The 21,273-nt window shown below is 47.2% G+C and carries 23 protein-coding genes and 4 tRNA genes; 7 read left to right on the plus strand and 20 right to left on the minus strand.

Features of this window, described 5'->3' with window-relative positions; all coding sequences use genetic code 11:
• The first annotated feature begins 261 nt into the window (after positions 1–261).
• Together ACFQZE_RS17400 and ACFQZE_RS17405 are read left to right on the plus strand one after the other, a co-directional pair.
• Complete coding sequence (locus ACFQZE_RS17400; RefSeq protein ID WP_379359308.1) at positions 262–1,284, plus strand: permease; 1,023 nt, start codon at positions 262–264, stop codon at positions 1,282–1,284.
• Positions 1,281–1,661, plus strand: a complete 381-nt coding sequence (locus tag ACFQZE_RS17405; RefSeq protein ID WP_379359310.1) for a DUF1980 domain-containing protein — start codon at positions 1,281–1,283, stop codon at positions 1,659–1,661. The genes ACFQZE_RS17400 and ACFQZE_RS17405 overlap by 4 nt, the downstream gene beginning before the upstream one ends.
• A gap of 40 nt (positions 1,662–1,701) precedes the next feature.
• Here the strand turns inward: ACFQZE_RS17405 and ACFQZE_RS17410 are convergent, their stop codons facing one another.
• Complete coding sequence (locus ACFQZE_RS17410; RefSeq protein WP_379359312.1) at positions 1,702–2,115, minus strand: O-methyltransferase; 414 nt, start codon at positions 2,113–2,115, stop codon at positions 1,702–1,704.
• Positions 2,116–2,398: 283 nt separating this feature from the next.
• Between ACFQZE_RS17410 and ACFQZE_RS17415 the strand changes: the two genes are divergently transcribed.
• Together ACFQZE_RS17415 and ACFQZE_RS17420 are read left to right on the plus strand one after the other, a co-directional pair.
• Positions 2,399–3,664, plus strand: coding sequence for a methyl-accepting chemotaxis protein (locus tag ACFQZE_RS17415; RefSeq protein ID WP_379359314.1), 1,266 nt, complete (start codon positions 2,399–2,401; stop codon positions 3,662–3,664).
• 135 nt (positions 3,665–3,799) lie between these two features.
• A complete protein-coding gene (locus ACFQZE_RS17420; RefSeq protein ID WP_379359316.1) occupies positions 3,800–4,705 on the plus strand; it encodes a polysaccharide deacetylase family protein in 906 nt (301 codons plus the stop codon).
• 12 nt (positions 4,706–4,717) lie between these two features.
• Here the strand turns inward: ACFQZE_RS17420 and ACFQZE_RS17425 are convergent, their stop codons facing one another.
• The 4 genes from ACFQZE_RS17425 to ACFQZE_RS17440 all read right to left on the minus strand — a co-directional run bounded on the left by ACFQZE_RS17425 (position 4,718) and on the right by ACFQZE_RS17440 (position 8,300).
• Positions 4,718–5,356, minus strand: a complete 639-nt coding sequence (locus ACFQZE_RS17425) for a 3D domain-containing protein (protein WP_379359318.1) — start codon at positions 5,354–5,356, stop codon at positions 4,718–4,720.
• 90 nt (positions 5,357–5,446) lie between these two features.
• Positions 5,447–6,244, minus strand: coding sequence for a CAP domain-containing protein (locus tag ACFQZE_RS17430; protein ID WP_379359320.1), 798 nt, complete (start codon positions 6,242–6,244; stop codon positions 5,447–5,449).
• Between the two features lie 238 nt (positions 6,245–6,482).
• Positions 6,483–7,508, minus strand: coding sequence for a Gfo/Idh/MocA family protein (locus tag ACFQZE_RS17435; protein ID WP_379359322.1), 1,026 nt, complete (start codon positions 7,506–7,508; stop codon positions 6,483–6,485).
• A gap of 15 nt (positions 7,509–7,523) precedes the next feature.
• Positions 7,524–8,300: a sugar phosphate isomerase/epimerase family protein gene (locus ACFQZE_RS17440; RefSeq protein ID WP_379359324.1), complete on the minus strand. Its 777-nt coding sequence runs from the start codon at positions 8,298–8,300 to the stop codon at positions 7,524–7,526.
• Positions 8,301–8,630: 330 nt separating this feature from the next.
• On the opposite strand from ACFQZE_RS17440, the gene ACFQZE_RS17445 reads away from it, so the two are divergent.
• Complete coding sequence (locus ACFQZE_RS17445) at positions 8,631–8,858, plus strand: 3-dehydroquinate dehydratase (RefSeq protein WP_379359326.1); 228 nt, start codon at positions 8,631–8,633, stop codon at positions 8,856–8,858.
• 76 nt (positions 8,859–8,934) lie between these two features.
• Here ACFQZE_RS17445 and ACFQZE_RS17450 read toward each other — a convergent pair whose 3' ends face one another.
• The 4 genes from ACFQZE_RS17450 to ACFQZE_RS17465 form a co-directional block, all read right to left on the minus strand.
• Complete coding sequence (locus tag ACFQZE_RS17450; protein WP_379359328.1) at positions 8,935–10,200, minus strand: MFS transporter; 1,266 nt, start codon at positions 10,198–10,200, stop codon at positions 8,935–8,937.
• Between the two features lie 172 nt (positions 10,201–10,372).
• Positions 10,373–10,945: a TetR/AcrR family transcriptional regulator gene (locus tag ACFQZE_RS17455; protein ID WP_379359330.1), complete on the minus strand. Its 573-nt coding sequence runs from the start codon at positions 10,943–10,945 to the stop codon at positions 10,373–10,375.
• Positions 10,935–11,669 carry an MBL fold metallo-hydrolase gene (locus ACFQZE_RS17460; protein ID WP_379359332.1) on the minus strand — a complete coding sequence of 245 codons (735 nt, stop codon included), beginning with the start codon at positions 11,667–11,669 and terminating at the stop codon, positions 10,935–10,937. The genes ACFQZE_RS17455 and ACFQZE_RS17460 overlap by 11 nt, the downstream gene beginning before the upstream one ends.
• 95 nt (positions 11,670–11,764) lie before the next feature.
• Positions 11,765–12,637: a LysR family transcriptional regulator gene (locus ACFQZE_RS17465; RefSeq protein WP_379359334.1), complete on the minus strand. Its 873-nt coding sequence runs from the start codon at positions 12,635–12,637 to the stop codon at positions 11,765–11,767.
• A gap of 112 nt (positions 12,638–12,749) precedes the next feature.
• Here ACFQZE_RS17465 and dapA point away from each other — a divergent pair, with 112 nt between their 5' ends.
• Positions 12,750–13,628, plus strand: a complete 879-nt coding sequence (dapA, locus tag ACFQZE_RS17470; protein ID WP_379359336.1) for a 4-hydroxy-tetrahydrodipicolinate synthase — start codon at positions 12,750–12,752, stop codon at positions 13,626–13,628.
• An 86-nt stretch (positions 13,629–13,714) separates the two neighbouring features.
• Here dapA and ACFQZE_RS17475 read toward each other — a convergent pair whose 3' ends face one another.
• From ACFQZE_RS17475 to ACFQZE_RS17500, 6 genes are all read right to left on the minus strand, one after another.
• The gene (locus ACFQZE_RS17475; RefSeq protein WP_379359338.1) at positions 13,715–14,494 is read right to left on the minus strand and encodes a YheC/YheD family protein; all 780 of its coding nucleotides are present in this window, start codon (positions 14,492–14,494) and stop codon (positions 13,715–13,717) included.
• A 74-nt stretch (positions 14,495–14,568) separates the two neighbouring features.
• Positions 14,569–15,435, minus strand: a complete 867-nt coding sequence (gene hflC, locus ACFQZE_RS17480) for a protease modulator HflC (RefSeq protein ID WP_379359340.1) — start codon at positions 15,433–15,435, stop codon at positions 14,569–14,571.
• Entirely contained in the window at positions 15,432–16,484 is a 1,053-nt protein-coding gene (gene hflK / locus ACFQZE_RS17485) for an FtsH protease activity modulator HflK (protein ID WP_379360093.1), read from the minus strand. The genes hflC and hflK overlap by 4 nt, the downstream gene beginning before the upstream one ends.
• A 199-nt stretch (positions 16,485–16,683) precedes the next feature.
• Positions 16,684–17,619, minus strand: coding sequence for an SPFH domain-containing protein (locus tag ACFQZE_RS17490; protein ID WP_379359342.1), 936 nt, complete (start codon positions 17,617–17,619; stop codon positions 16,684–16,686).
• Positions 17,620–18,051: an NfeD family protein gene (locus ACFQZE_RS17495; protein ID WP_379359344.1), complete on the minus strand. Its 432-nt coding sequence runs from the start codon at positions 18,049–18,051 to the stop codon at positions 17,620–17,622.
• 264 nt (positions 18,052–18,315) lie between these two features.
• The gene (locus ACFQZE_RS17500; protein ID WP_379360095.1) at positions 18,316–19,290 is read right to left on the minus strand and encodes an MraY family glycosyltransferase; all 975 of its coding nucleotides are present in this window, start codon (positions 19,288–19,290) and stop codon (positions 18,316–18,318) included.
• A gap of 274 nt (positions 19,291–19,564) precedes the next feature.
• Between ACFQZE_RS17500 and ACFQZE_RS17505 the strand changes: the two genes are divergently transcribed.
• Positions 19,565–19,933: a hypothetical protein gene (locus tag ACFQZE_RS17505; protein WP_379359346.1), complete on the plus strand. Its 369-nt coding sequence runs from the start codon at positions 19,565–19,567 to the stop codon at positions 19,931–19,933.
• Between the two features lie 176 nt (positions 19,934–20,109).
• Here ACFQZE_RS17505 and ACFQZE_RS17510 read toward each other — a convergent pair whose 3' ends face one another.
• The 5 genes from ACFQZE_RS17510 to ACFQZE_RS17530 all read right to left on the minus strand — a co-directional run bounded on the left by ACFQZE_RS17510 (position 20,110) and on the right by ACFQZE_RS17530 (position 21,273).
• Entirely contained in the window at positions 20,110–20,514 is a 405-nt protein-coding gene (locus ACFQZE_RS17510; RefSeq protein WP_379359348.1) for a hypothetical protein, read from the minus strand.
• 168 nt (positions 20,515–20,682) lie between these two features.
• Positions 20,683–20,765 (minus strand) — tRNA-Leu (locus ACFQZE_RS17515).
• Between the two features lie 55 nt (positions 20,766–20,820).
• Positions 20,821–20,896, minus strand: a tRNA-Lys gene (locus tag ACFQZE_RS17520).
• A gap of 44 nt (positions 20,897–20,940) precedes the next feature.
• Positions 20,941–21,015 (minus strand) — tRNA-Glu (locus tag ACFQZE_RS17525).
• Positions 21,016–21,182: 167 nt separating this feature from the next.
• Positions 21,183–21,273 (minus strand) — tRNA-Ser (locus ACFQZE_RS17530).

The following is a 21,273-nucleotide window of genomic DNA, read 5'->3' on the forward strand; positions in this document are numbered from 1 at the left end:
AAACAAAAACACCTCCAAAGTTGTCCTCCACATCTTACGATGTCTCGGCATTTTCTTGAAGGTGTTTTGATTTGTCTCACACTATGGGGTCAGTTCCTAGAGCGTCGGCTTTTTTTTGCGCCAAAGCTTGCGGCAGTAGAAATAGACAATGGATGGCACTGGACGTGCAATAGTTGTCCTAATGGATGCATGATTTGCATACGATAAAATAAACCATTCAATCGTTATTCTTACTTATTACAGAAGGAGGAAGCTGCTGCCATGACACAATCTCTATTTCGTTACGGCACGCCGCTTTCGGCTCTCTGCTGCCTCCTTTTGACGGTCCTTATCCTAACAAACCGCGAGCTGCCTAACGATTTGGCTGTCCTTCTTCAAAATAGCCAAGTCCAAACGTTCAAAGAGCTATTTCTCGGTATTTTGCTGGAGGCTTTCCCCTTCATCCTTTTAGGCGTCATTTTCTCCGCTCTCCTGCAAGTGTTTGTGTCGGATGATACGATTCGCAAATTTACGCCTCGCAACCGATATGCAGGCGTTCTTTTCGGCGGGTTGATCGGGATCCTGTTTCCCTTATGCGAATGCGGCATGATCCCCGTTATCCGGCGATTGATTCGCAAAGGAATGCCGGCCTATATCGGGGTCGTCTATTTACTTGCCGGGCCTATCGTCAATCCCATTGTATTCGCCTCTACCATTACTGCATTCCGCGAGGCTCCCGAAATGGCCTATACCCGCATGGCGCTTGGTTTTGCCGTAGCGGTAGCCATCGGCTATGCCTTTTCCAGAAAAATGGATTGGAATCCGCTGCGGGTCGCGTCTGCGCCTCCTTCATCCGCTTTTCATATCGTTACCCCATCCGTCGGAGGAACGCCGCCGGCTACAAACAAATGGACTTCCACCCTGACCCATGCATCCGATGAATTTTTTGATATGGGCAAATATTTTATTTTAGGCGCTTTGCTGACGGCCTTGATCCAAACATCGGTGGAACGCGACATTTTGCTGTCTTTTGCCGATCAACCTCTCTTGTCTTACCTATTTATGCTTGGCTTCGCCTTTGTCCTGTCCATTTGCTCCACTTCCGACGCTTTCATCGCCTCTTCTTTTCAAGGTGTATTTCAGCCGGGACCTTTGCTCGCCTTTCTTGTATTCGGCCCTATGATGGACTTTAAAAGCATGCTCATGATGATCTCGGCCTTCAAAGTGAAATTTGTTCTTATTGTTATGATAGCGGCCTTCGCGCTTACGCTGGCCGGATCCTGGCTCGCGGGGGTGCTGCTATGATTCATCCATTGGCGAAAGCCATCATTATGTTAGGGTTTTCCTTGCTAGTCGCTTATTTGACTTACACGGGAGAAATTGTCCGTTATATTGAGCCGGAAATGGTACTTCCAGTGAAAGGATCCGCCGTTATTCTATTTGCGGCAGCAGTCTTTCAGCTTTTTTCCTCTCTTCGGCCCCAAGCTCATCGCCACTCTCCTAATTGCGGATGCGAGCATCACAAAGCTTCGCCTTTCAAAAAAACAGCTATTTACGTTCTGTTTCTCCTTCCGCTGCTGCTGGGCTTTTTCATTCCTGGGGAGGGTCCCCCTCGTTCCGATTACCCGGCTGCTCTTTCAGAACCACCAGGCGGCGATCCATCCCTCCTGGACAAAAAATAAGCAATGGCTCCTATATTAGGCTGCCATTGCTTATTGGCGTTTAAAGATATTCACGCAGCATATGCTGCGGTCTTGGCTGTGCGGCAAACCGATTGTTCCAAGTCGACATATTGTAATTGGATTCGTAGAGAATGCTTGCCGACCAGGAATTCGTACTTTGGCGAACGGAGAAATCATACATAATTTCGCCATGTGTCCAGTCCTTTCTATATTTAAGAGCATCGATAGCCATTTGGCGAAAATCTTGTACCTGAGCGGGCGTCAGCCCTTTTCCCATCCCTTCAATTTTCCCGTCTTTACTCTCGATGGGATGATGCCTGATTCCAAACTTGCCTACCGTATTGTTTCGAATATGAATTAGAACCGTCCCTGCCGCTAAGTTCGTCAATTCGCTCTCCAACTGACGGAAAACAAAATCGATCTGGCGCGCCAACGAAACTGAACTCGCTTCCATTCCTGTATCCCCCTCATCATTTCGACATGTCATTTCTCTATCCGACAAAAACCAACTTGATGAACATCGAATTGTTTATTATCGTAGCAAACGAAAATACAATGTTCACCGAAAAATTTTTTAGTATTTTCCGAAAAAACCGTTGCGCTTTTATGCCTAAAATCAATATTTTTTATAAGTCTTAGGTCCTGTGCCGAGGGGCAATATTGCTTTCGACAATTATAGACCATTTTCGATACCGGTGTTATAATATGGGTATTCCAATAAAAGGAGCGCTTACATAATGGTTCAATGGTACTATTCGCTGTCAGTACGCAATAAATTGATGGTTTTCGCTTATTTGATTTTAGCGCTTTTTGCCATTGTCACACTTTTATTAAATAGCTTTTGGGGAGGAAATGCACTGCCGATTATTATTGGGACTATTATATTGGCCATTGCAGCTTTTCCGATCGTTGCCTTTGTAGAAAAATCGATTACAGGGTCCTTTGACGAAATATCGGGAGCCGCTTATCGCATTTCCAAAGGAGATTTTACGCAAAAGATCGATACGTCGGCATCGGCGGGCGCAGGCGAGCTCGGCCATTCCTTCAACAGCATGGTGGACAAGCTTCGCGAGATTTTGACCGAGACATCCAATATTATTAAGCATGTAGCGGACACGAGCCGCAGCATATTCGAAAAAAACAATCACATCGGGACGGCTATGGGGCAGGTTGCGGCTTCTGCCAATGAGCTTGCGACGGGCGCCAATGAAATTTCGGAGGATGTCACCGACATGAGCGCATCTATTACCGAAATTGAAGAGAAGGTTGCCGCTTACGCCCTGTCGACAAAAGAGATGAACGCCAGAAGCGAGCAAACGATCACGCTGGTGGACAAAGGCCGCGAGGCGCTTGAAGTTCAAGCCGCCGGCATGCAGCGCAACGTAGAGGCTACCGCCAAAGTAGCGGAAACGATTGAAGATTTGGCACGGAAGGCGCAAGGCATCTCCGCCATTACCACTACCATTTCCGATATTGCCGAGCAAACCAACTTATTGTCGCTCAACGCATCCATTGAGGCGGCAAGAGCGGGCGAGCATGGCCGCGGCTTTGCCGTTGTGGCCCAAGAGGTTCGGAAGCTCGCTGAAGAATCGACTTCTTCAACAAAGCAAGTATTCCATCTTGTAAAAAGCATCGATGAAGGCATTCAGCAAGCGATTAGCAATATGAAAGTAAATGAAGAAGCCGTTACACTGCAAACGGAGCATATTCGCCAGTCGGAACAAGTATTTAAAGAAATCGAACAAAGCATCGGATTTATTACGACTCAAATTTACGCTTTTTCACAAGAAAGCGATGTCATGCTCGAAAGCGCACAAAAAATTTCCGGAGCGATCCAAAACATTTCGGCTATTACCGAGCAGTCCGCAGCAGGCACCGAGCAAGTATCCGCATCGATGAACGAGCAAATTTCTTCTGTACAAGCTGTCGTTCAAGAGACGGAACGGATGCTGCAAATGGCTACTCAGCTCCAACGCACAATTCAAGTATTCAAAATGAAGTAACGCCAAAGTGAAAGCGCGTGTTCAGGTCAACTGAGCACGCGCTTTGTTTTTTTCGAAAAAAACGAATGAATCCCCCGGACGTCGGAAAAATTACTGTTACGCTTCAATATTATGTAACGGGAATGGATGGGGAGAATGGATAAACAAGCATCGAGACCTTTTAAAAGGGTCGCCATTTGGGGGGCTGTTATGATTGCAGCTATCGCCTTAATGATCGCCTCTCCTGCTTTTCGGCCGGATAAAGGAGTGCAAGCCGCTTCTACACATAAGCAATCTAACGATCAAGTAGACAAAAAAAAGACGCGGCCAAAGTCCGCCAATCCGAGCAGAAAAAAATCGGCGAAATCGTCCGGAAATCAAAAACAGACCCGCTCCGCCAGCGTCTCATGGGTTAAACTGGGCAAATTATATCCCGGCGCTTTTATAACCAACGGGCCAAGAGGCAAAAAAAGAGTGGCCCTTACGTTTGACGATGCGCCGGATTCCAGGGTTACTCCCCAAATTCTTGAAATTTTGTCCAACTATCATGTCCGCGCTACATTTTTCCTTGTAGGAAATAAGGCGGCCAACCATCCCCAGCTCGTAAAGCGCATTTTAAAAGAAGGCCATGTCATAGGCAATCACTCCTATAATCATGCAATCTTCTCCAAACTGACAAACGCGCAATTTCAAAATCAAATTTGGCGGACGGATAAAGTGATCAATCAAATTTCAGGAGTTTCTCCTAGACTTATTCGGCCTCCATACGGAGATTTGCTTCCTCATCAAGTAGCGTGGAGCCGGGCAAATGGATTTACTATGGTTAACTGGGATGTCGATTCGGAGGATTGGAAAAAAAACCCGAGCAGCGCACTTGTTTTGGCCAATATAAAAAGAACCCTTCAACCGGGTTCTATCGTGTTGCAGCATGCGGGCGGCGGGGAAGGCCAGTACTTATCCGGCACTATCCGCGCGCTTCCCGATTTAATTGAGATGCTTCAGGACAAAGGTTATGAAATCGTTACGCTGCCTGAGCTGTTGGGGAAAAAAGCATATCGATAAAACGTTGCGCGCTTATTTTAAAATATAAGCTTTTACGTTTTGAATACCGAATTTATAGGCTTGCTGGGTCGTGCCCGGAACAAAAATATCGATGCGGTTTCCTTTAATGGAGCCGCCCATATCTGTCGCTGTAGCGATAATGCCGTTTTGCGGCAATCCATTATAGTCATAGCCTGTAATGTAAAGCTTCGTTCCTAGCGGTATCATTTTTGGATCAACGGCAATCGTTCCCACTTTGAGCTTGTTGCCGAAGTAATCGACTCCGCCCCAGCCGCCGTTTTCGGAAGCGGAAGCCGTATATGCAGTAGCTTGAACAAACAGCTGCTTCGTGTAAACGTAGTCGTAACCGCCGGGACCTTGTACAAGCCCTTCGCTGCTTTGCCCGGCAGCGGCCATCGAATTCGATTCTTTTGGCTTAGACGGCTCGCTTTGATCTGGAATCGACAGCTTCATGCCCGGCTGCAAATTCAAAGCATCAAACGATTTGTTGGCGTCCATGATTGTTTTCAATGGAAGATTATATTGCTTGGATAAAGTCCAAAATGTATCATTGTCTTTCACAGTATGTGTTTTTGCAGCCGCTCCAGCCGTCCCTGCACCTAGTACAACAGACAACGCGATGGCCGCGCTTGCTATCATTGCTTTTTTCAAAACGAAGTACCTCCTGAATTTTGTAAGAAAGAAGGGGGAACGTTAAGCCGTAAGCCGTTCTCAACGTTCCGCCTATAAAACCTTTTGGCTTTAGCCGATAAACATTTGCACCCATTCGCCGTTGACATAGCCAACGCCGATTTTCGTAAAGTCTTTATTTAAGATGTTGGCGCGGTGACCCGGGCTGTTCATCCAGTCACTCATCACGCGAGCCGGAGTCGGTTGCCCGGATGCAATGTTCTCTCCCGCGAAGTTGTACTTCACGCCGAAGGAGCGCATCATATCAAAAGGCGAGCCGTAAGTCGGCGAAGTATGGCTGAAATAGTTGTTTACATCCATGTCTCTTGCTTTCTCAGTAGCCACTTTGCCAAGCAAAGAGTCCGTCTGCAATGCCGGAAGTCCTTGCTTTGCTCTTTCTTGGTTAACGAGCGTTACCACTTGAGCTTGGAATGTGCCTGCTTCAGTCGTTGGCGCTGGTGTCGGTTGAACCGGCGCTGTTGGCGTTGGCGTCGGTTTTACTGGAGCCGTCGGTGTCGGCGTTGGTTTCACTGGCGCTGTCGGCGTCGGCTTGATTGGAGCCGTTGGCGTTGGCTTCACCGGCGCTGTTGGCGTCGGTTTGACCGGTGCCGTCGGTGTTGGCTTGACCGGAGCCGTCGGTGCCGGGAACTTGATCGTTACGCCGTTTATGACGATATTAAATTGGCTTAAGTCGAAGCCGTATTTTTTAGCTATCGAATTCAGCGTTTCATAGTTCATATAAAAAGTTTGCGTCTTTACGTCAATCAGTTTGGCAGAAGCAGCATCAGCTTTTGGAGCAGCTAGACCCGTTCCGATCATCGTTGCTGCAAGTATGCTGGCCACACCAATGCGTATCGGTTGCATTTTCATTCCTTAATTCCTCCTAAGCATGATTGAGTTGTTATCGGTTTCGCTTGCCGATGTCCCTAATCTTAGCATGGGGGGTATACCGAATCATGTCTCAAAAACTGCCAATTCGCCTAAAACAGGGCTCAATCATGCGCCGCTGCTGCTTTATTAGAATCTACTAATCGTCGTTTTTGGACGCAAAAAAGCCCCCAAAACCGCTCTTCGAGCCAGTTTGGGGGCTTCTATTTTAGTGGAACCGTTAACGATTTACAGAGACAAATCCGCCCGTTTTTTGAGATTCGAATGCGCATAAAATGACCTTCAGCGATGCCCGGCCTTCTTCGCCCGAAATGTCCGGTTTGGTGTTGGTCAAAATGCTTTCGAGGAATGCGTCGACCACACCGCTCGTCTCTTGTTTATCGTTGGTAGAGATCGCTCCTACATTATACTTCTCTACCGTGCCGTCACGGAGTTCTACAATAACTTGGTCCTCGGGATGAGTTCCAATTTTCAGGACGCCATTTTCGCACCATAGAATTGTACTGTTGTCCTCGCCTCTATAATATGTCCAGCTCGCAACCAGAGTACCGATTGCTCCGCTTTCCATACGCAAAATGCAAGAAGCGTTGTCGTCCACTTCCGTTCCCTTTTTATCGAGAGTGCCTACGAATGCGCCGATTTCCGCCACTTCATCGTTTAGAAGGAAACGGATTAGATCGGATTTGTGAACGCCAAGATCGCCCATCGCTCCCATTAGCGCTTCTTCTTTGCGGAAAAACCAGCTGTTTGCGCCGTCGACGCTCCAGCCGTCCGGTCCTGGATGGCCGAAGGAAGTACGGAAAGTAAGCACTTTGCCCAGTACGCCGGATTGCAAAATGTCTTTCGCCTTTACATGCGGCGGCATGTAGCGCTGGTTATGTCCTACCATTAGATGAACGCCATTTTCGCTTGCTGCTGCGATCATCGCTTCCGCTTCTTCGTCGCTTACAGCCATCGGCTTCTCCACCAGCACATGCGCTCCAGCTTTAGCTGCGGCAATGCTCATTGGAGCGTGATAGGCATTCGGCGTACAAACGCTAACGGCTTCCGGCTTCACTTCGGCCAGCATCGTTTCATAATCGGCAAAGGCTTGCCCGCCGTGCTGCTCCGCATAATGCTGCGCCCGTTCGATCACGGGATCGACAAACGCTACTAGCTCTACATTGGGATGAGCCGCATATTCCGGAATATGGCGATGTTTCGAAATGGATCCGCAGCCAATAACCGCTACTCTTATTTTAGACATATACATTCCCTGCCTTTATTCAAATTTGTTCAAATAATTGTTTTTCACCCATTGCATGCTGGTTGCGACCGACTCAAGCGGCGGATTGCTGCACATGTCCTGCTCCACGATAAGCCACTCTACAGAAGCTTCGGACGCGGCTTCGATCACTTCAAGTAAAGGCAGCTCGCCATTGCCAAGCTCAACCGTATCGATTCCTTTTTCCGAGTCGCCGCTGCGGAAATCTTTGAGATGGAGCAGCGGCAATCTGCCCGCGTACTTTTGAATATAGCCGATCGGATCTTGGCCTACATACTGAACCCAGCCGATATCCATCTCAACTTGCAAATGCATAGGGGAAATATGTTCGTAAAGGACATCAAAGATTAGTTTGCCGTCTATTTCCACTTCAAATTCAAAGTCATGGTTATGATATGCAAAAGCAATGCCTTCTTCGCGAAACCGTCTACCGTATTTCTCAAATTTGACGAAATGAGATAACCAAGCTTCCGCGCTGCGCGCGTCTTCCGGCAGCCATGGACAAATTGCATAGTTGGCCCCGATCATTTTGAGATAAGCAATTTCTTCTTCCAAATGATTCTCAAGCCGCTCAAGCCCGATGTGGCTGCCAATGGCTGTTAGGCCAAGCTCTTGCAAAAGCTCGCGCATGCGGCCAGCTTCGATATTGCCGTAACCGGCAAATTCGACGCCCTCGTAGCCCATTTCCGCCACCTGGCGAAGCATGCCTTCAAAATTTTCGGCTGCCGCCTCGCGGAGCGTATACAATTGCAAGCCAATTCCCATTTTTCTCATTGAAGCCGCACTCCTTTAAGTCATAGTATGCTTTTGTAAGGATGTGTCTTATTTTGCTTTACGCTTTCATTATATCGGCCAAACCGCCCCGAAAATAGCTATTTAATTAGCTTCTTTTTATGCGATTTTGTCCTGACGTTATTATGCTGGCATAAGATCCGCTTGTTTCGCTTTATTAAAAACGGCCCAAAACAATTTGAAACTTTATGCCAGCGGACTGCGTATTATGAGAAATTTGTAACGATTTGATCATCGATTTTTAAGACTTATTTAATATTTATCAGTTAAACTTATTAAAAATCAATCCTATTTAGGATGGAGGCCATACTTATGAAAACTATGCTGGTATTTGAAAATAAAATGATTCCCGTATACTTAACCGATACAAACAAACAAGCGATAGACAAGCTCGCGGCCATTCTTCAACGGAAACTGACCACCGGCAAAAACGCCTTGAAAAAATGCATCACTTCGCTCATTAGCGTCGAAATTGTCGGCAGCGAAGCAACGCTGCATTCCCTATACGAACGCGATACGCTAACCATTTCCCTTTATTAATGCAATAAAGACGCCCTCTAAGCTGCTTAGCAGCAAGAGGGCGTCTTTTTTTTGTTATTATGTTAGCCTTAACTCATCAGCCCGCAGCCAACTCATTTGTTTTGCCGCGATTTCCCCATACAAACATCGCCGTGCCAACCCAGCCGCAAATCGATGCCGCAATAAGCAGAGCGCTAATCGACGTGTCGGAAGCAAGAGAAGAGCCGAGCAGCGGGCCAATGCTTCCGCGAATGCCGAACAGCATCAAATGAATGCCGAACACCGTCGCTTCCCGACCAGGTACGAGGCGAAAAACAAAAGCCAAAATTCCGATATCCCATATCGCCTCGCCAATCCCTTGAATCGCATTGCCTACAATAACAGCCTCGTAGGTTCCCCATAGCCCGTACAGCATAGGGACAACCGCGTAGGCTCCAATCCCCACCGTAAGCGTATATTTAATGTGGAACCGGTCGATCATCAATCCTGCGATCCAAAAGGTTAGCAGCAGCGCAGTAAAGTAAGCAACGCGCGCATAGCCAATTTGCACATTGGAAAGCTCCAGTACATCGACCTGTATAATTTGATAGAGCGGGCTTGAAAACATATTGCCAAAACCAGCAAATGTGGTAGCCAGCAGAAATACGGCCAGCGTCCGATTATTCTTAACCAGTTCCCACTGCTCCGTCAGCGAAAACTTGATCTTTGGACGTCCTGCCGTGTCAGCAGCCTCCGTTTGATTCGGTCGATCACTCTTTTTGGACAGCTTAAGCGTATTAAACAATCCGATGGACAGCATGCCCGCGATAGATGCGGCAATAAGCGGACCCGAAGGGCCAAACGCATCGGACCAGCTGCCGACCAAATAGGCAAGCGGGATCATCAGAATGCCCATCGCTACCCGAACATACCCCATCAAACGTCCTCTAATATCGGAAGGGTACATCCGCGAGACTAGCGCCGCATAAGCCGGAGCCTGTATGCCCATCAACAACTGAAAAACGAGAGCCGCAGCTACATAAACCGACGGATACGCAAAAAAAGCGGGCAGGAGCAGCATCAGCCTCCCGATTGCGTTTGGAATGATGACGAACGGCTTGGGACGGTTCACCTTTTCGATCCAGCTTGCCCACAGCGGGGACAAAATAAGACCAATGGCAGGCGCCGCCGTAAGCAGTCCGACTTGAAAATGACTTGCTCCTTGCTGAATAGCAAACGCTACGTAAAACTGATTCATGACGACATTAAACAGTCCGAACAGACATGACGCCCACAAATCGATGCGTGCATTTCTCCATACCCTCGCTGTTAAAGGCATCCCGAATTTGACCATTTGAGAGTTTGATTTTGTCACGCGTGCCACATTCATCTACCTTCTTCGTCTAGTTGTTAGAACGGACGGAGGACCCTTCGGCTATCGAAGGATCCTCTTGTTACGTCTCTTTGCAATGGATATTACTACACGGCATCCATTTTGTACAGCATAAGTCATATCTAAATAAACTAACCGCTTCCATTGCGGTCTTCACTCTGTCTTAAAGATCGGGCCGCTTAAGACCGTTCAAATACGCTTTGAGCACATAACGAACGCTATCGTCTACGTCTATCGGCATTCCAAAACCGCTATGGCTTTCAATAGCGGCAAAGCCGTGGAGCAAGCTTCTGAGACCTCTTACGGCATGAATGCCTGCTTCGTCAGTCAGCCCCAGGCCGCAAGCGGCGAGCGATTCCAGCATGAGCTCGACAAGCTCCTTCGCCAGCCTTGCATGCTCTCCCTCCGCTAAAGTCGGCGCTCCCAGCGTTAACGGATAAAGTCCCGGCCTGGTTCTGGCAAAGATCATGTACGATTTCGCAATCGACTCAATCGAGCTTGCGCTTTTTACGCCGGCTGCGTCCCGCAAAACTGCCAGAAGCTCCTTTAATGCGTATTCCATCATATGGCTTTTGAGTGCGGGAAGCCCGTTAACATGATTGTATAACGAAGGTGAGCGAACGCCGAGTCGCTGAGCCAAAGCGGCAAGCGTCACCGCTTCCAGCCCTTCTTCATCCGCTAGCAAAGCAGCGGCCCCAACGATCGTATTCAAATCCAGTCCGGCTCTAGGTGACATGGTTATTCCTACCCTTCTTCATCAGGCTGCGTTCCGCCGATTCCAATGCTTGTTGAATACCGGCAAGCGGCTCTATCGCCATATTGCCATGGCCTGTCGCCAGCACGGATGGCTTTAGAGAAGCCAGCCTTTTGCCGCTTTCCAGTCCAAGAGCCGGATTCCAAGTCGCAAATGCCGGAAAAGGAAACCCGAGCCGCATCCCTCCCGCTACCGCAATTCCTCCACGCGTTTGAAAGGCGTCACCCGCCAGCAATATGCCGCTTCGCTCATCCAAAAAGGCCATCGATCCCGGAGTATGTCCTGGAGCGGCAATGGCAGTAAGCGAGCCAACCCGGTCATTGTCTTGGAGCAAAATATCCGGCTCCGTCTGAACGCCTTTTGGAATTCCGCCTCGAATGGGCATTCCGCCTTCGCTTTTATCCAAACGAACATCGCCTTTAAGCAGCCGGGCGTCTCTCGCGGAAATATACACTTTAGCGTCAGGCAATCGTTTCTTTAATCCGTCCAGTGCGCCAATATGATCATTGTGAGCATGCGTCAACACGATTCGTTCAATCGGTTTGCCTATTTTGTCAGCCGCTTGCAAAATAGCTTCCACATTGCCCGGCAAAGCGGCATCCACTAGCGTCAAGCTTTCTTTTTCTTCAACCAAATAACAATTAACCGGAAACAGCAGCGGCAAATAGGTAAGTTGTACAACCGATTTCTCACGTCTTATTCTCATTTGTGAACTTCCTCCTGAAAACTAATGTTGTTAGTTTTAGTATAAACTAATGACATTAGTTTTCGCAAGCCTCATTTTATACCGCCCTTGCACTTCTACCTCTTCAATCCATCCATAAAAAACTGCAGCGGATTGGAAACCCACTTTCTAGGGTGAAGGATGAGGCCAATTTTAAGCTTCATATCGGCATGCTCGAAGGGCAGAACCTCCAGCTCCCCGCGTTCAATTTCCTCAATGGCTGCCATGAGGGGCAGAATGGAGATGCCAACGCCCGTCTTGATGCTCCTTTTGATCGCTTCCGGATTGCCTAGCTCCAGCCCTATGCGATAAGCCATTCCGTTTGCGCGAAGCATTTTCTCCAAAAGCTGCCTGTAGTTGCATGTATGTTCAGGCATAATCCACTCCATATCCGCCAAATCATTCAGTTCGACTCTGTTTTTTTCGAGAAGCGGATGGCTTGTGTTCACAATTAGAACGAGCGGTTCTTCCCGGATGGTAACCCAGTTTAAAGCGGGATCGATGGCATCGTCTGCCAAAAGAAGTCCGATATCCGCTTCCCCCTCTTTCACCTGATGCAAAATCATCTCTTCGCGATCCGTATGCAATCTTATATTTAAGTTTGGATATTCTCTTCGAGTGGCCTGGATATTGGGCGCCAAAAAATAGGAAGCGATGGAATCCATCGTGCTGATCGTAATGGAGCCTCCGTCCTGCTGGGCTATTCTTTCCTTTGATTGATCATATAGCTCCAGCATTTGTCCGGCTAGTTTAAACAACTCCTCCCCTGCGGAAGTAAGCCGAATTTTATTGTTGCTGTAACGTTCGAACAATTTGACGCTATACGTTTTCTCCAGCTTTTGAATTTGAGTTGTGACGCTGGATTGCGCATAACCTAGCGCCTCTGCCGCTCTTGTGAAGCTTTGGCGTATCGCTACTTCTCGGAACGTTTGAAAATAGGTCAAGTCCATACTGACTAGCCACCTCATCAAAATTTTTGATTACAACTATCGGTTATTATAGATAACTATGATTTTTGCTTCTATGTTACATTGAATTCACCATAATGGAAAGGAATTGTTAATGATGATGAATGAACAGCAAGTTCGAGGAATTTTTATTCCGGCGATTACTCCTTTTACCGAGGACGGCCAATTGGATACCGATTCTTTTCATAAATATATAAGCTATCTCGCAAGGCATGACATTCAAGGACTCGTCATAAACGGCACAACTGGTGAGTCGCCAACCGTTCAGTGGGATGAAGTCAAAGAGATGATTCAATTAACTAGAGACATTTTAACAAAATTGGATAAAAACATTCCTATCGTTGTCGGAACAGGCACAAACGATACTTATACAACCGTTAAGCGAACAGAACTTGCAGCGGAGCTCGGGGTCGACGCCGCCATGGTAGTAACCCCCTATTACAATAAACCGACGCAGCAAGGCATTCAGGAACATTTCCGCAAGGTTGCCGAAGTCGGACTGCCTGTTATCGTTTACGAAAATCCAGCTCGTACAGGATGCCGAATAACGGTAGATACGATGAGAAGCATCATGGAGCACGATTCCGTCATTGGACTAAAAGACAGCTCCGGCGGCATTGAGCTTATGTCCGCTTTACTAAAGCATGAGACCAAGCCAATCCTTTGCGGAGACGATGCATACTTCCATGCTATGTTGTGCCAAGGAGCCGCAGGCGGCTTGCTGGCATCCGCCAATATTCATCCTCAACGCTTTATTGAGGTGTATGAACGATTTGTTAGCGGGGATGTATTTGGCTCGCGGGATCTTTTTAAACCGTTAGTATCGATTATCCACCATTTGTACGAAGAGCCTGCATCCGCTACGCTCAAATGGTGGCTTGCCGACCAGAGAATCATTACGAATGAGCAGCTGCGTCTGCCGCTTGTGCCGGCAACGGATAGCGTTAAACAACGCTTGCTCAGCGTAATCTAACCTGCGAATCGGTTATCGGTATGTAATTGGCTGGAATGCAAAATGGCGGTGCCTGAGAAGTTTCCTCGGGGCACCGCCATCTTCTATTATTTTGCGCTTTTTCTACCGTAAGAGGCAGCAAAATGTTTCATCGTATTGTAGGCTCCGGGATCAATTGTTTTGAGCGGATGAAACTGAGGATGATTGGAGTTGACCTCTAGCACCCAAAGCCGATGATCCCGGTCAAAGGCAAAATCGATGCCCATTTCACGCATGCCCGATCTCTTCGCGCTTAACAGAGCCGCCATTTTGAGCGCCACCCAGCCCAGCTTCCCGCTTCTCGCGGCACTCTCCGACTCCGACAATCCAAGTTGGTCATGCAGCTTGCGAAGCGTCCAGATCGAACCGCCCTGATAATAATTCGTTACAATTTTGCCTGCCGCTCCCGCCTTGACCATAAATCCGGTACAGGTCCATCCCCCGCCCGGCTTCCGCTGTACCATCGCTCTTATATCGTATGGCCTTCCCTTTACTTGATCCAGCTTAATTCCTTGCTGAATAATCAGGTTTTTCCCCTTGCTGCCAGCCGCGATTCGATCGTATAAGGCGGCTGCCGACTCCAGTTTCGTGCTCGTTTGCTGTTTTCCTTGAATGGATTTCAGCTCATAGCCTGAACGGGTCCGCTTTATTTTGCAAATGCCTATTCCGAGCGAGCCGACATCCGGTTTCACATACAAGATGCCATACCGTCCTAACATCGCTTCCAAATTGGAGCGGCTGAAGGAAACCGTATCCGGCACATATTGCCTTAGATCGGAGCTTCCTTTCAAGTAGCGGCAAACACGAAGCTTGCCTCTTATATTGCGGCTAGCATAATCTTTGGCCACTAGATTCACCTCTATTTACCATATGAGATGAATCTATTGGCGACTTGTATGATTGACTAGGGATAAACGCTCATTTATTGTCCCAGCAATATTTTGGCGTAAGGAGAATCGATAGGAAGCATAATAACCGGCTCATTCTGAAGAGTCACGACATAGCTTTCCAGAGTGCGGTACAGGTTGTAAAAGGCCGGGTCTTTGCCGTAAGCCCCGTTGTAGATTTTGGCGGCTTCCTGCTCGCCCTCCGCTATAATCTTTTTGGCGTCGGCTTCGGCTTTTGCGATTAGCTCTTTCGCTGTACGATCTGCCTTGGACGTAATTTTGCGGGACTCCTCATCGCCTTCGGACAAATAACGGGCTGCGATGGACTGCCGGTCGGAAATCATCCGATTGTAGACGCTTTGTTTGTTGCTATCGGGAAGATCCGTGCGCTTCATCCGCACATCAACGATTTCAATGCCGTAATCGTCGCGCTGAAGGGCGATAGTTACCTCATTCGTAATCTCGTCGTTAATATTGCCTCTAGCCGTATTTTCGCTAATGATGACGTCGTATTCCACTTCGGACAGCTTTCTTCTGACCGAGTTGTAAACGGCCTCGTCAATTCGCTGAACGCCACCGCTCACGGTATTGACCGTACGGATAAATTTCTCCGGGTCGACAATACGCCAAATCGTATAATTGTCTACAAGAATCGGCTTTTTGTCTTTGGTCAAAATTTGGCCGGGATGACTTTCGAATGTCATTTGGTATTTGGGCAAAGTCGTCGTGTTTTCAATAAAAGGCAGCTTGAAGTTCAGTCCAGGTTCCGTTTCCGTTCTGATCGCTTCGCCAAATCGGAGGACAACTTTATATTCGCCTTCCTTCACAATAAACATGGAGCCGGCTCCGATTATAAAGAGGAGTACGACGGCTATTAGTGTCAGCCATTGATTCCGTTTCATTGTTCACCGCCTCCTTGCTTTGTTTCTCCGGTGCTGCCCTCTTGGCCGGCAGAATCGGTCGTTTTTCCGCGTTCGCGCAACAGTTCATTTAATGGCAAATAATTGACTGTATCGCTGCCGGAGTTGGTAATGAAGATTTGCGCATTTGGCAAAATTTTCTCAAGCGTCTCTAGAATAAGACGGCTTTCCGTTACACCGGGATTTTTGACGTACTCCGCATAGATGGCATTAAACTTTGCAACGTCGCCTTGGGCATTCAAAATACGCGATTTTTTCTCCGCTTCCGCCTGCTCCAGCAATGCCTGCGCTTCGCCCCGGGCTTTTGGAATCCGGTCGTTTTCATATTTGGCTGCGTTGTTTATTTTCGTGTTTTTTTCCTCGCGGGCATTTGTTACAGAGCGGAATGCATCCTCTACCTCACCGCCCGGCGGCTCTATATCTTGAAATTTAAGATCGATGATCTGTATCCCTGTTTCATAGCGGGCTTGCAGCTCGATCAGCCTTTCCCGTACCTGATCCTGTATCGCCGTTTTGCCGTCGGTAATCGCATAATCCAGCTTTTGCGAACCAATGACGGATCGAATCGAAGCGCTTGCCGCATTGCGGAGAAACTGCTCCGGGTTTCCAATGTTATGTAAATAATTTCGGATATTGCTAATTTTCCAAGTGACAACCGCATCGGCGGAAACGATGTTCTCATCACCGGTAATCATCATCGATTCTTCGTCGTTCGATTTAGACTCGCCATTTTCCTCGCGGTATCCAATCGTTATGTATTGCGTCAGCTCGGCAGGTACGATCCGTACCTCCTGAATTGGACTCGGCCATTTGAAATGCAAACCGGAAGATGTTTCATGCGAATACTTCCCGAACGTAAGCACGGCTGCTCTCTCTTGCTCCTGTACCGTGTAAAAGGAAGTTGATCCTAAATAAATGAGGACGACTGCAGCAGCGATTCCAATGACAAGCTTCTTCACCGTAGCCGGCTTCAACTCCGGCGGTTTTCGATTGGGATTAGGGGTTTGGCCGGTGTTCGGTTCTTGGTTCATAAAGGTCAATACACTCTCTCCTTTCGAATTCCTTACTCAGAAGGTTAATACGTCTCGGCGGGCGTTTGGTCACAACTTTTTAAGGTTGCTTTAAGGTTTGATTATTTTAGTTAACAACATATCATACAAAAGGCAGCTAACCTGTAGAACCTCTACAAGTAGCCGCCTTTTTTGAGCACACTTTGCTTTAACCTTTATTCTAGCCTTTTTTGCTTTCTTTCAGCATTTCGCCAATCGCGCCGATGCTTCCAAGCGTCTCCACCGCTTTGGTCGGAATAAATATTTTGTTGGCTGCGCCATTTGCGATTTCTCCGAGCGCTTCAAGGGACCTGTAGGTCAGCACCTGCTCATCCAACCCAGCGGACTTTATCATTTCGATCCGGCTTTTTTCCGCTTCGGCAATGGAATGAATCGCTTTGGCTTGACCAAGCGCCTCCAGCTCCTGGGCTTGTCGCTGGCCTTCCGCTTGTCTAATCCGGGCTTCCTTCTCGCCCTCCGCCTTCAAAATTTTACTTTGCTTGTCGCCTTCCGCTCGCAAAATCATGTCCTGCTTGGCAGCCTCCGCCTCAAGCACTAACGCGCGCTTGCTGCGCTCCGCCTTCATCTGCTTATCCATTGCATCCTGAATATCTGTAGGCGGCTGAATGTCGATGACTTCAACCCGCTCAATGCGAACGCCCCATTTTTCCGTAGCTTCGTCCAGCGCCAAACGAATGTCCGATGAAATTTTTTCACGGCCGGACAATGTCTCGTCCAGCTCCATTTTGCCGATAATTTGGCGCATCGTAGCCGTACTAATATTGCGCACCCCGAACACATAGTCGGAAATGCCGTATGTAGCTTGCTCCGGTCCCGTCACCTGATAAAAAATGATCGTATCGATTTTCACTTGAACATTATCCTTCGTAATAACCGTTTGCGGCGGCACGTTGGCCTGTTGAATACGAAGGTCGTGATAGGTTCTTACATGATCGATAATGGGGATCAACACATTAATTCCCGGTGTCAGCAAACGGCTGAACTTTCCGAGTCGCTCTACAACCCCAACCCTTTGCTGAGGAATAATTTTAATGGACATTGCAACAAACACAACAGCTATTACAACAATAATTCCTGTAATGACCAATCCCGCCATCTAGTTAGCCTCCCATTTGTTTACTTGTAAAAAGGCGCTGCCACGGTGGACAACAATAATTGACTCGCCTTTTTGGATCGTTTCGTTCGCTTTAGCGCTCCAAGTCTCTCCGCCTACTTTGACTACTCCAGGTTGCTCTGCGCTAACATCCTCCACAACCGTTCCTTTCATTCCGACAAGCTCATCGACGGCATCCTTAAATCCCTTGCCGTTATGAATTCGTCTAGTCAGCGGCTTCGTAAACAAAGTAAGCAGCAACGCGACCACACAGCCGACAATGACTTCCACTAGCAACGCATCCGGGAAGATAACGTCGACTACTGCCGCAGAGAGCGCGCCAACGCCCAACCACAAAAGATAAAAGGTAAGCGTAAGCATTTCAACGACGATTAATACCCCCGCCACGATAAGCCAAATTAGCCACCAATCCATTTTATCCCTCCCCTTCAGCTATATGTATTCGCCGTACAAGAAGGTAAGACCTTCTTGGCTTCTCACAAATGTCGAAAAATGACTGTCGCTTCTTAGAATGTCCAATCTTGTGCCAGGGAAACGTCAGCCCTTAGCATTGGTGAAAAACCTACACGATGGTGACGGTTCGCTGCTTTTCGGAGTTGCTTTCAGCCTATAAAATGCAAAAAACCTTGCGCTGCAAGGTTTCTGCGTTATCCTTATTCTTTTATACCGTATCAAACCTTATATCTGCACAAGCAGCAAAATGATAGACGACAGCGAAAAGCATGTCCCAAGCAAGTATAAAAACATGACGGTTTGCCCTTGGGTCAATCCTGCTTTAAGTAGACGGTAATGCGCTTGGCTGGCATCCGCTTCGTAAATCGCTTTCCCTTGCATCATCCGTCTGACGACTACAAAAATATTGTCGAAGATCGGAACCCCTAACGCAAGGATTGGAATAAACAGCGACATTACCGTCGCTTGCTTAAACGCACCGTCCAGCGCAATAACAGCCAAAATAAATCCGATGAACGTAGCGCCTGCATCACCCATAAAAATTCGGGCCGGAGCTTTATTGTAAATGAGATAGGCAGCCATTACTCCAACTAAAGAAATAGCCATGATTGCGGAGTTCGACTGTCCCATTGCAAGGGCAACGACAAACAAGGTAATCGCGGAAATCGCCGACAATCCTCCGGCCAGTCCATCCATTCCATCCGTAAAATTAATAACGGTCGTTACACCGAATATCCAAAGAATCGTCAGCACAAACTGCAGCCAAAACGGCAGCATGAGATAATCGCCGGAAAACGGATTAACGAAGCCTTCGAAACGAATGCCCGCCGCAAAAACCAAAACTGCGGAAGATACTTGAACGATTAGCTTAGGCAAAGCGGGAAAGTCTTTCCCTTTTGTTTTGTACCAATCATCAATTGTGCCGATCGCAAGCAGAAGCAAACCGCCGGCAAACAGCGCCAGCGTCTTCCATGAGAAGTTTTGCGAAATGAGAAGGTACGCCGCAAAAAATCCAGCGAATATGGCATAACTAGCCGTTAGCGGAATCGGCTCTCTATGAATTTTTCGTTCGTTGTCCACTCTGGGCTTGTCTACAAAATCAAGCCGGAAGGCTATACGGCCCAGGGGAGGAATAAGAGCATACACAATCACAAAAGATAGAATAAAAGCTAGAGCAAATAACAACTGGTTCACCACCATTAAAAGATTCGCATAAACTCTATTATAAAAAAAATCTAGTATTTTGTCGATCTGATCACTTTTTTCGCTAAAATGGTAGACGCAGCACAGCAGCCAAATGTTGCTGGATTCCACTTCCAATTGCATTCACTTTACGAAAAAATCATTCACACAAATTTACATATTTAGTATAATGAGAGACGGAAGGGATACCACAACTCAATAGAACGCTGGCCAGCATTCATGCCTCCAGAAGCTCCTTCTAATAATTTTATTATTGAAAGGATGGGTATTAATGAAGACAAAAAAGGTAGTGGTTCTGCTGTTGTCCGCCCTCATGCTCTTTGCGTTCGCTTCTGTCGCAAGCGCTGATCCGACTCCACTGTCCTCTACGGACACTGTAACAGGTCAAGGCACTCTCGTTATTTCCGGTACTGCTTATTTTAGCGGTCCAGCCGCCGGAGTCATCTTTGCAAAGGTATACCGTGTTGTAAATGGAACGGAAACGCTAGTTGAGAGCAGCCGGTCCAATATTTTCAGCAATCCTTCCACCGTAAATTACACGATCAATTTCAACACAAATTTTACACAAGGCACATACATCATTAGATATTCTTACGGCGGTTCTCTCAACTACTTAAGCAGCTATGCTCGGTTCGTTTAAAAACAGCACTAGTACAATTCATGGAGCACTACTTCCACCAATAAATTAAGACACAATTAAAGGGCATGAACTTGGTATTGTACCGGGCTCATGCCCTTCAAAATGTCTATTACAGATATACGATACAGTACGAAATTTTGGACAAAGAAACACCGTCTTGTTGGCGGTATAAAATATTATGGTTTCGTTTTATTATCCACATAAATCCATTCGGATTCGAATTGAAATTTCTTAATTGAATGTGTTTGTTTAAGTGTGGTTCGACTTTTATTTGTAAAGGTTAATCGTCTTGGCATTTCCTGTTCCTCTGATCCCAGGTTTAGCACTATCCAATTTTCATTTTCGTTTGACTCTAAAATACTGAATTCAGCACTGCTTTTAGTTCCTTGTTCAATCATTGTGAATGAATTTTCATTTATATAGTACTCTATTGGTCCAAAACTAGTTTCATCCGCCTCATTGAGAAACACCTTCCAATGCCCAATCATACTTTTTTCAACGGTAGAAATATCTCTGTCTCCAAATGAACAACCAGTTAAGATTAGCATTAGCGGCACTAACAATAGAAAGCTTTGTATCACTCATCTATCCCCCCAGTAAGTTTATCTTTGTGAAGATAACATACTTGTCGGATTACGTTTGTCGAAATTTGTATTTATTTAAATAATTTCCTTCCCCTTATTAAGCAACCTTAAAACAGAAGATTTAAAAAGGAAAAAAGCCCTTGCTGCGCAAGGACTTTTCATGTATGCGGTAGAGAGGACTCGAACCTCCACGGGTATACACCCACTACCCCCTCAAGATAGCGTGTCTGCCATTCCACCACTACCGCACATATTAAGTTATGCCATTCCTTCATCGCCAGTCTCTTCGAGGGAAGAAAAAACTGGTGAGCCATGAAGGACTCGAACCTTCGACACCCTGATTAAAAGTCAGGTGCTCTACCAACTGAGCTAATGGCTCTCATGATCGAAACAAACTCATTAGAGCTGCTTCATGAGGATGGTTGGTGACCCGTAGGGGATTCGAACCCCTGTTACCTCCGTGAAAGGGAGGTGTCTTAACCCCTTGACCAACGGGCCATATGTTGCAAGTTTACTGTTTTCGCTTTTTGGCGACAAGAATGATTATACCAACTTGTCCCCGATAATGCAAGTGCTTTTTTCAAACCTTAATTCCTCACGGTATCTTTGCAAATAAAAAAGACCGATGCTCGGCCCCTCATTGCGATGAGTCCTGAGAAAAAATGTGGCGGAGAAGGAGGGATTCGAACCCTCGCACCACTTACGCAGTCTAACCCCTTAGCAGAGGGTCCCCTTGAGCCACTTGGGTACTTCTCC

The organism is Paenibacillus sp. GCM10027627 (assembly GCF_042675505.1).
GTDB lineage: Bacteria > Bacillota > Bacilli > Paenibacillales > Paenibacillaceae > Pristimantibacillus.

Bases quoted from the DNA above. Each gene is read 5' to 3' on its own strand.
- ACFQZE_RS17400 (WP_379359308.1), top strand. From the start codon at position 262: ATGACACAATCTCTATTTCGTTACGGCACGCCGCTTTCGGCTCTCTGC.
- ACFQZE_RS17405 (WP_379359310.1), top strand. From the start codon at position 1,281: ATGATTCATCCATTGGCGAAAGCCATCATTATGTTAGGGTTTTCCTTG.
- ACFQZE_RS17410 (WP_379359312.1), bottom strand. From the start codon at position 2,115: ATGGAAGCGAGTTCAGTTTCGTTGGCGCGCCAGATCGATTTTGTTTTC.
- ACFQZE_RS17415 (WP_379359314.1), top strand. From the start codon at position 2,399: ATGGTTCAATGGTACTATTCGCTGTCAGTACGCAATAAATTGATGGTT.
- ACFQZE_RS17420 (WP_379359316.1), top strand. From the start codon at position 3,800: ATGGATAAACAAGCATCGAGACCTTTTAAAAGGGTCGCCATTTGGGGG.
- ACFQZE_RS17430 (WP_379359320.1), bottom strand. From the start codon at position 6,244: ATGAAAATGCAACCGATACGCATTGGTGTGGCCAGCATACTTGCAGCA.
- ACFQZE_RS17435 (WP_379359322.1), bottom strand. From the start codon at position 7,508: ATGTCTAAAATAAGAGTAGCGGTTATTGGCTGCGGATCCATTTCGAAA.
- ACFQZE_RS17440 (WP_379359324.1), bottom strand. From the start codon at position 8,300: ATGAGAAAAATGGGAATTGGCTTGCAATTGTATACGCTCCGCGAGGCG.
- ACFQZE_RS17445 (WP_379359326.1), top strand. From the start codon at position 8,631: ATGAAAACTATGCTGGTATTTGAAAATAAAATGATTCCCGTATACTTA.
- ACFQZE_RS17455 (WP_379359330.1), bottom strand. From the start codon at position 10,945: ATGTCACCTAGAGCCGGACTGGATTTGAATACGATCGTTGGGGCCGCT.
- ACFQZE_RS17460 (WP_379359332.1), bottom strand. From the start codon at position 11,669: ATGAGAATAAGACGTGAGAAATCGGTTGTACAACTTACCTATTTGCCG.
- ACFQZE_RS17465 (WP_379359334.1), bottom strand. From the start codon at position 12,637: ATGGACTTGACCTATTTTCAAACGTTCCGAGAAGTAGCGATACGCCAA.
- dapA (WP_379359336.1), top strand. From the start codon at position 12,750: ATGATGATGAATGAACAGCAAGTTCGAGGAATTTTTATTCCGGCGATT.
- hflC (WP_379359340.1), bottom strand. From the start codon at position 15,435: ATGAAACGGAATCAATGGCTGACACTAATAGCCGTCGTACTCCTCTTT.
- hflK (WP_379360093.1), bottom strand. From the start codon at position 16,484: ATGAACCAAGAACCGAACACCGGCCAAACCCCTAATCCCAATCGAAAA.
- ACFQZE_RS17490 (WP_379359342.1), bottom strand. From the start codon at position 17,619: ATGGCGGGATTGGTCATTACAGGAATTATTGTTGTAATAGCTGTTGTG.
- ACFQZE_RS17495 (WP_379359344.1), bottom strand. From the start codon at position 18,051: ATGGATTGGTGGCTAATTTGGCTTATCGTGGCGGGGGTATTAATCGTC.
- ACFQZE_RS17500 (WP_379360095.1), bottom strand. From the start codon at position 19,290: ATGGTGGTGAACCAGTTGTTATTTGCTCTAGCTTTTATTCTATCTTTT.
- ACFQZE_RS17505 (WP_379359346.1), top strand. From the start codon at position 19,565: ATGAAGACAAAAAAGGTAGTGGTTCTGCTGTTGTCCGCCCTCATGCTC.